The sequence below is a fragment of the Lacticaseibacillus pantheris DSM 15945 = JCM 12539 = NBRC 106106 genome (genome assembly GCF_001591865.1).
Taxonomy (GTDB): Bacteria; Bacillota; Bacilli; order Lactobacillales; family Lactobacillaceae; genus Lacticaseibacillus; species Lacticaseibacillus pantheris.
In genome coordinates this window covers 1-9,261 of record NZ_BCVS01000096.1, presented here as the reverse complement: position 1 = coordinate 9,261, position 9,261 = coordinate 1, and the positions used below count along the sequence as shown (strand labels likewise).

Annotated in this window: 5 protein-coding genes; all 5 read left to right on the top strand. The window is 54.0% G+C overall.

Annotated elements, in window-relative coordinates:
* Window positions 1-328: 328 nt before the first annotated feature.
* The 5 genes from trxB to uvrA all read left to right on the top strand — a co-directional run bounded on the left by trxB (window position 329) and on the right by uvrA (window position 9,202).
* On the top strand, window positions 329-1,279 hold the full coding sequence (gene trxB, locus LPA02S_RS09310) for a thioredoxin-disulfide reductase (RefSeq protein ID WP_056956629.1): 951 nt from the start codon (window positions 329-331) through the stop codon (window positions 1,277-1,279).
* A gap of 264 nt (window positions 1,280-1,543) precedes the next feature.
* A complete protein-coding gene (locus LPA02S_RS09305) occupies window positions 1,544-3,274 on the top strand; it encodes a phospho-sugar mutase (RefSeq protein ID WP_056956575.1) in 1,731 nt (576 codons plus the stop codon).
* A gap of 180 nt (window positions 3,275-3,454) precedes the next feature.
* Window positions 3,455-4,099 carry an HD domain-containing protein gene (locus tag LPA02S_RS09300; protein ID WP_054650348.1) on the top strand — a complete coding sequence of 215 codons (645 nt, stop codon included), beginning with the start codon at window positions 3,455-3,457 and terminating at the stop codon, window positions 4,097-4,099.
* Window positions 4,100-4,276: 177 nt separating this feature from the next.
* The gene (uvrB, locus tag LPA02S_RS09295) at window positions 4,277-6,280 is read left to right on the top strand and encodes an excinuclease ABC subunit UvrB (RefSeq protein WP_054650346.1); all 2,004 of its coding nucleotides are present in this window, start codon (window positions 4,277-4,279) and stop codon (window positions 6,278-6,280) included.
* Between the two features lie 69 nt (window positions 6,281-6,349).
* On the top strand, window positions 6,350-9,202 hold the full coding sequence (gene uvrA / locus LPA02S_RS09290) for an excinuclease ABC subunit UvrA (protein ID WP_056956576.1): 2,853 nt from the start codon (window positions 6,350-6,352) through the stop codon (window positions 9,200-9,202).
* Window positions 9,203-9,261: the final 59 nt, after the last annotated feature.

Here is a 9,261-nt window from a genome sequence, read left to right as displayed (position 1 = left end):
TGCTCAAGCTCAAAAATTCGTGGGAGGCCGGCACGGCCGGAGCGTGCGGGTGTAGCAATCTACGGCGTAGGGCACGTAAGCTGCAGTCCCAAAGCCCACCCACGCGTTCGTACCCACCCAACCTTCGACCTCCGCGGAGCACCCCACGTAAGCCGCAGCTCACCGTCCCGACCTACGCTGCTGTTCCCAACACTGGTTTGCTCCGCTCTCTAACATTTATTAGCCCGAGGCATGGGCAACGACTTTACTTTTTGGTAGAATGCATGTATATTAACGTTAGCAACTTACAAAACGTAAGTGGAATTACTAAGGGATAGGGATGAAACGCATGGCAAAGGAATATGACGTAATTATTATCGGTGCGGGCCCTGGTGGGATGACCGCCGCCCTGTACGCTTCACGGGCAAACCTCTCCGTGTTGATGTTGGACCGTGGTATTTACGGCGGCCAAATGAACAACACGGCTGCGATTGAGAATTACCCGGGGTTTACCTCCATTCTCGGTCCCGATTTGGGTGAAAAGATGTACGCCAGCGCCACTAATTCTGGCGCCGAGTACGGTTATGGCAACGTCACTAGCGTTGAGGACAACGGTGACACGAAAACCATCCACACTGACGACGGTGATTACACCGCCAAGGCAGTCATCATTGCTACGGGTGCGGAACACCGTCATGTTGGCGTACCCGGCGAGGATGACTACGCCGGTAAGGGTGTATCGTACTGTGCCGTGTGTGATGGTGCCTTCTTCAAGGATGAGGACGTCGTCGTGGTCGGCGGTGGTGATTCCGCAATCGAAGAGGGTGTTTACCTGACCCAGATGGCTAAGAGCGTGACGGTGATTCACCGCCGCGACCAACTGCGCGCACAGGCCATCCTGCAGAAGCGCGCCTTTGCTAACGACAAGATGAAGTTTGTGTGGAACGCTAACTTTGAAGAAATTAAGGGTGATGGCGACGCTATTACCAGTGTGCGATACAGCGACAAGGTTACGGGCGAGGACCACGAGCTGAACGCCAAGGGTGTGTTCATCTACGTGGGGATTAAGCCCATGACGGATGCATTTGCTGGTTTGGGTGTGCTCGACGACAATGGTTGGGTGATTACTGACGACCAGATGAAGACGAGTGTACCCGGCGTCTTTGCTATCGGTGATGTTCGGGCGAAGAACCTGCGTCAAATTGCTACGGCAGTTGGCGAAGGGGGCCTGGCCGGTCAGGGCGCTTTCACCTACATCCAGGACTTAGCGGATAAGGACTTGGCGGCAACCGCCCAGTAGGAATACCGCCCAATATACAGACGTTTAAAGGTTGGACCGTTTTATGACGGGCCAACCTTTTTTTGTTGGTGTGGCCTTCAACGGGTGGTTAGTGCTACCATTGGTATATACCAATGGTAATGGTCAAACTGTATTTCGATTTCATTAAAAAAGCGTTGTGGGCACAAAGCGGCGTTACGAAAGCGGATTCATCTGGTATGATAAGGATGTTGTCATTTCAGTTGGCGGTTAGACGTCACTAATACGAAACGAGGTTGGGATTCAATGAGTTTTGAAGATACATACAAATTGTGGGCGGCGCAGGATCACCTGTCGCCGGAATTGCGCGCGGACATGACCCGGTTGGCCAAAGACGATGAGGCTCGTGAAGACGCCTTTGCGGTACCGATGTCCTTTGGTACTGCCGGCATGCGGGGGACTTATGGTGCGGGGATCAACCGCTTCAACGAGTACACCGTTGCCCAAGCAACTGCAGGCCTTGCGCGTTACATGGATGAGTTGGGGGATGACGCAAAGCAGGCTGGGGTAGCCATCAGCTTTGACTCCCGCCACAACTCCGAGATGTTCGCGCACGTCGCAGCCCTCGTACTGGGCGCCGTGGGTATCAAAACCTACGTATTTGACAGTTTACGGCCAACGCCGGAGCTGTCATTTGCGGTGCGTGACCTCCACGCCTTTGCCGGTATCATGATTACTGCCAGTCACAACCCTAAACAGTACAACGGCTACAAGCTGTACGGCGCTGACGGTGGGCAGCTGCCACCAGAAGCCTCAGATAAAATCACCACTTACGTACGTAAGGTTACCGACTTATTCAGCATTGAACGCGCGAACGAGTCAGACCTGCGTGCCAGTGGCTTGATGCGGTTGATTGGTGAGGATGTTGACCAAGATTACCTGGACAACGTGGCCACGGTCACAATTAACCATGATTTGGTTAAGCGTGTGGGCGCTACGATGAAACTGGTCTACACGCCACTTCACGGTACCGGTAAGTTCCCCGTTATGCGTTCGTTACAACGGGCTGGCTTTGCCAACTTCAGTATGGTGAAGGAACAGGCCATCTATGATCCCGAATTCATTACGGTGACCCACCCGAACCCAGAGTTCCCCGAGGCTTTTGACCTGTCCATTCAGGAAGGCCGCCGCATCGGCGCGGACCTGCTCATCGCCACTGACCCCGACGCGGACCGTCTGGGCGCCGCGGTACGAATCGGCGATGACTACCACCTGTTGACCGGTAACCAAATTGCTAGCCTCTTGTTACACTACATCCTTGAGGCAAAGAAGCAGGCGGGGACGCTGCCAGCCGATGGCGCGGTCATCAAGAGTTTCGTCTCTACGGAACTGGCCGACAAGATTTGTGCTGACTACGGCGTGGAAATGATTACGGTAGAAACCGGGTTTAAGTTCATTGGCGATGCTATCGCCGGCTTTGAACAAAATCACGACCACACCTTCCTCTTTGGCTTCGAGGAAAGCTACGGTTACCTGATCAAGCCGTTTGTTCGGGACAAGGATGCCGTTCAGTCAACGTTGCTGTTGGCTGAAGTGGCTGCGTATTACCAGGAACAGGGCAAGACGCTGGCTGATGGCCTCCACGACCTGTACGAACAGTACGGTTACTTCTCCGAACGGACCACGTCGCTTGAATTCACCGGGTTAACCGGGCCAAAGAAGATGGCGGCACTGATGACGAAGTTCCGTGAGGAGGCCCCAACCGACTTTGCGGGCACGGCAATCGAGCGGACGGAAGACTACCTGAGTGGTCAGGCCCGTACGCAGGCGGGGGATACAACCACCCTGACTTTGCCACAATCCGACGTGTTGAAGTACTACCTGACCGACGGCACCTGGATTGCCATTCGGCCAAGCGGGACGGAGCCCAAGGTTAAGTTCTACATTGGGGTCCAGGGTGACAGCGAGCAGGCGGCTAACGCTAAGTTGGCCAGCTATGCGGATGCGCTGCACGCCTTTGCGGCTGATGCTGAATAAAAATTGATGTTGATAGTCATTGGGCCCTGCTTTGCGTGGGGCCCTTTTGCTACTCTGGGGCGCACTAATTGATCCGCGAATAGTAATTAGCGATGCGGTGTGTTATCCTATGAGGCAATTTAGCTGTGGGACTGGACGCAGAGAGTATACTAGAGTGGTACGGATAGAGGAGGGACAAATATGGGGTTACATCAATACATTACGGGTTTGACGAACCTAGAAACTTTGCGGCGTGCACCCGGGTTCTTCAAGTACGAGGAGCACAGTGTGGCCGCGCACAGTTTCAAAGTCGCGTCCATCGCCCAGATGCTGGGCGATATTGAGGAACACGCCGGCAATCAGGTCAATTGGCAACGGCTCTACGAAAAGTCGCTCAACCACGACTACACAGAACGGTTCATTGGTGACATCAAGACGCCCGTCAAATACGCGACCAAATCGTTGCGTTCCATGTTGGCTGACGTTGAGGAGTCAATGACGGAAAACTTTATTGTTGGTGAAATCCCCAGTGAGTTCCAGGATACGTATCGTCGCCGTCTGGGCGAAGGCAAAGATGATACCCTGGAAGGCAAGATTCTGAGCGTAGCCGATAAGGTGGACCTGATGTATGAAGGCTTTGGCGAGATTGAGAAGGGTAATCCTGAGTCGGTCTTTCTGGATATATACCGTGAGAGTCTGAAAACCATTTTGCAGTTTCGTGAGCTGGCGTCCGTGCAGTATTTCTTGGACCACATTCTGCCGGACATGTTGCACGAAAACTTTGCGGATAAGAGCCACCTCAAGGCCATCACCGCGGAGACAATTGCGCAGGTGGAAGCAGACTAGCGAAAGTATGTTCGCTATGCTAAAATAAGTCCAGAGTATTAGGGCACCAATAGTTTGGCTAAGTAATAGAGCGTGGCGTTAGGGCATCCTGCCGCGACGCTCTATTTTTGCCGTTGGTGGATAAAAATAGTTATCCGCGCACAATTTATTGACGGGTACCGTGAGGAGGAAGTTGTCATGGCAGAACAAAACGAGCAGGTATTTGACTTACAGTCGCCATACAAACCTGCGGGGGACCAACCGCAGGCCATTAAGCAACTGGTCGATGGCTTCAAACGGGGCGAAAAGGAGCAGATTCTACTCGGCGCTACCGGGACCGGGAAGACGTTCACCATGAGCAACGTCATTGCCCAGTTGAACCGCCCGACTTTGATCCTATCCCACAACAAAACGTTGGCTGGCCAGCTGTACGGTGAGTTCAAGGAATTCTTCCCGAACAACGCGGTCGAGTACTTTGTGTCTTACTATGATTACTACCAACCCGAAGCGTACGTTCCGAGCTCCGATACCTACATCGAGAAGGACTCCTCCATTAACGATGAAATTGACCAACTGCGGCATGCGGCGACCAGCGCGTTGCTGGAGCGGCGTGATGTCATTGTTGTGGCGTCGGTTTCGTCCATCTTTGGTTTAGGTGACCCCAAGGAGTACTTTGACCACTTGATTAGTTTGCACCCTGGCTTGGAGATTGACCGTAACGCGTTGTTGCGCAAACTGGTGGATATTCAGTATGACCGCAACGACATCGATTTTCAGCGCGGGCGCTTCCGCGTTCGTGGTGACGTGGTGGAGATCTTCCCGGCCAACACGGACGATCACGCCATCCGGGTTGAGTTCTTTGGGGATGAAATTGACCGAATTACCGAAGTCGACGCGTTGACCGGTGAAGTGCTGGGTACGCGCGACCACGTGGCAATTTTCCCGGCCACCCACTTTATGACGAATGAAGACCAGATGGAACGGGCGATTGACAGCATCAGTGCGGAACTCGATGCGCGACTCAAGGAGCTGCGTGATGGTGGGAAGCTGCTGGAAGCTGAACGTTTGGAGCAGCGCACCAACTACGATATTGAAATGTTGCGGGAAATGGGCTTTACCAGCGGGATTGAAAACTACTCGCGGCACATGGACGGCCGCAAGCCTGGTGAACCACCATATACACTCCTGGACTTCTTCCCGAAGGATTTTCTGATCATGGTCGACGAAAGCCACGTGACCATGCCGCAAGTGCGGGGGATGTACAACGGTGACCGCGCGCGGAAGCAGGTTTTGATTGACTACGGGTTCCGTCTGCCTAGCGCGCTCGACAACCGGCCGCTGAAAATTAACGAGTTTGAGCAGCACGTCAACCAGATTTTGTACGTCTCGGCGACGCCCGGTCCGTACGAAATGGAGCGCGTACCCGAAAAGGATGTTGCTGAGCAAATTATTCGGCCGACCGGGTTGCTGGATCCTACTATTGAAATTCGACCAATCATGGGTCAGATTGATGACCTTGTTTCCGAAATCAACGTGCGGGTCGAGAAGCACGAGCGGGTCTTCGTCACGACTTTGACCAAAAAGATGGCCGAGGACCTGACGGACTACCTCAAAGAAATGGGCATCAAGGTCAAGTATTTGCATAGCGACATCAAGACGCTGGAGCGGACCCAGATTATCCGGGATTTGCGTTTGGGTAAGTTTGACGTTCTGGTCGGGATCAACCTGTTGCGTGAAGGGATCGACGTGCCGGAAGTATCGTTAATTGCCATTCTGGACGCGGACAAGGAAGGGTTCCTGCGCGCCGAGCGGTCACTGATTCAAACAATTGGTCGTGCCAGCCGTAACGAGCATGGTAAAGTCATCATGTATGCCGATAAGATGACTGACTCCATGGAGGCGGCGATTAACGAAACCCAGCGGCGACGGACGATTCAAGAGAAGTTTAACGAGGACCACGGCATTACACCGAAGACCATCGTGAAGCCGATTCGTGACGCCATCAGCGCGGTTGCGAAGTCGACGGATGATGATGCGGGCAAGAGTGTGACCCAGGTGGATATGGAAGACATGTCCAAAGAGGACCGGGCAGAGCTGGTGAAGAACCTACGCGAACAGATGCAGCAGGCCGCCAAGAAGCTCGACTTTGAACAGGCCGCTAGTCTGCGTGACACTATTCTGGAGCTCGAGGCCGCCAAGTAGGGTCGCGGTGCAAGACGTCGTATGGTGGGTGCGTTACGCCCCCCGGTAAAATATATAGAGGTAAATAACTTGGCAAATGATCAAATTGTAATTCACGGTGCACGTAGTCATAACTTAAAGGATATTGACGTGACCATCCCCCGGGACAAACTGGTGGTGGTTACCGGCCTGTCGGGGTCGGGGAAGAGCTCGCTGGCCTTTGATACGCTGTATGCCGAAGGGCAGCGGCGCTACGTTGAAAGCTTGTCTTCATACGCCCGGCAGTTTTTAGGGCAGATGGATAAGCCCGACGTCGACTCCATTGATGGCCTTTCGCCCGCAATTTCGATTGACCAAAAGACCACGTCGAAGAACCCGCGGAGTACCGTGGGCACGGTCACCGAAATTAACGACTACCTGCGCCTACTTTGGGCTCGTGTCGGTACGCCGATTTGTCCGAACGACGGCACGAAGATTGAAAGCCAGTCGGTTGAACAGATGGTCAACCGGGTGATGGCGTTGCCTGAGCGTAGCCGCATTCAGGTGATGAGTCCGGTGGTACGGCACAAGAAGGGCGCGCATAAAAAGGTCTTTGCCAAGATTCAACGGGAAGGTTATGTCCGGATGCGGGTCGACGGGGAGATTGTTGACGTGGACCCCCAGTTTGAGCTGGATAAGAACAAGTTCCACGATATTGATATCGTGGTTGACCGGATTGTGGTCAAAGACGAAGTTCGCTCCCGACTGTTTGATTCCCTGGAATCCGCGCTACGGCTGTCAGACGGCTACGCCAACGTTGACGTCATTGACGGTGAGCCGCTCATCTTTTCCGAGCATTACTCATGTCCCATCTGTGGATTCTCTGTTGGCGAGGTTGAACCGCGACTGTTTAGTTTCAACGCGCCGTTTGGTGCTTGCCCAGTCTGTGATGGTCTGGGTGAAAAGTTGAACGTGGATATCGATTTGGTGGTCCCTGACCGTAGCCTGACCCTGGAACAGGGGGCAATCGCGCCGTGGAACCCAATTAGCACGCAGTATTATCCCAACCTGTTAGCGCAGGCGTGCGCGGCCTTTGGCGTACCGATGGACGTCCCGTTTGATGACTTAACGGAGGCCCAGCAGAACATCGTTTTGTACGGTAACGGTGATCAGACTTTCCATTTCCACTACGAAAACGATTTTGGTGGTGTGCGTGATTTGGACACCACTTTTGAGGGTGTGGTCAACAACATTGACCGGCGCTACCACGCCGACAACAGCGCGTTCAACACGGAACGGATGCGCATGTACATGACCGCTTTGCCGTGTCCATCGTGTCACGGTAAGCGGCTGAACCGTGCCGCCCTGTCCGTGAAGGTTGAGGGTGAGGACATCGCCGAGGTTAGCGACTTGTCCATTAAGGACGCCCTGCCATTCTTTGAGCACATTACTTTGGGCGAGCAGAACACCGTCATCGCCCAGCCGATTGTCAAAGAGGTGGTCGATCGTCTCACGTTCATGATTAACGTCGGGTTGGATTACCTCACGCTTTCCCGTGCAGCCGGCACGCTTTCTGGTGGTGAGGCCCAACGTATTCGGTTAGCCACGCAAATTGGCTCGAACCTATCGGGTGTACTGTACGTCCTTGATGAACCATCCATTGGGTTACACCAGCGGGACAACGACCGACTCATTCGGTCACTCAAAAAGATGCGCGATTTGGGTAACACTTTGGTTGTGGTGGAGCACGACGAAGACACCATGCGGGCCTCGGATTACATCATTGATATTGGCCCTGGCGCCGGCGAAAATGGTGGCCACGTCATGGCCGCAGGTACGCCGGCGGAGGTCGAGGCTAACCCGAAGTCCCTGACAGGACAGTACTTGTCGGGTGCCAAATTTATCCCCGTACCAACTGAGCGCCGGAAGGGCAACGGCGAGCAGATTACAATCAAAGGTGCTAAGGAACACAACCTGAAGAACATTAACGTCAGCTTTCCACTGGGCAAACTGGTGGCCGTGACGGGGGTGTCTGGTTCCGGTAAGTCGACTTTGGTGAACAGCATCCTGAAGCGGGTGCTCAAACAGAAGCTGAACCATAACTCCAATAAGCCAGGTACTTACCGTTCGGTGACCGGTTGGGAAAACCTGGAAAAAGTGGTGGACGTTGACCAATCACCTATTGGTCGGACACCGCGGAGCAACCCGGCGACCTATACGGGTGTTTTTGATGACATTCGGGGGCTGTTTGCGCAGACGAACGAAGCCAAGCTCCGCGGGTACAAGAAGGGGCGTTTTAGCTTCAACGTCAAGGGTGGCCGTTGCGAAAACTGTAAGGGTGACGGGATCATCAAGATTGAGATGAACTTCCTGCCTGACGTTTACGTACCGTGTGAGGTTTGTCATGGTCGCCGGTACAACTCCGAAACGCTCGAAGTGACCTACAAGGGTAAGAACATCTCGGAAGTCCTCGACATGACGGTCAACGAAGCGGTGCAGTTCTTTGCGCCGATTCCGAAGATTGCGCGGAAGTTGCAGACCATCGTTGATGTCGGTTTGGGCTACGTCACTTTGGGTCAGTCGGCGACGACTTTGTCCGGTGGTGAGGCGCAACGCATGAAGTTGGCGAGCGAATTACAGAAGAAGAGTACCGGTAAGAACTTCTACATTCTGGACGAGCCCACCACGGGGCTGCACACGGACGATATCGGCCGTTTGATGGGTGTCCTCCAACGGTTAGTTGATGAGGGCAACACGGTGCTGGTGATTGAGCACAACTTGGACGTAATTAAGTGCGCGGACTGGGTGATTGATTTGGGCCCTGAAGGTGGGGATGGCGGTGGTACCGTCGTTGCCACCGGTACGCCAGAGGATATTGCGGCGGTCAAGGAGAGCTACACCGGCCAGTACCTCGGACCCATGCTGGAGCGCGATAAGGCCCGGGCGGGGTCAAAGGCAAAGTAGCGTTGGCAACTGCAGTTGAATAATGATAGTGGCGGGTGCGATTCGGTGGAATCGGAACC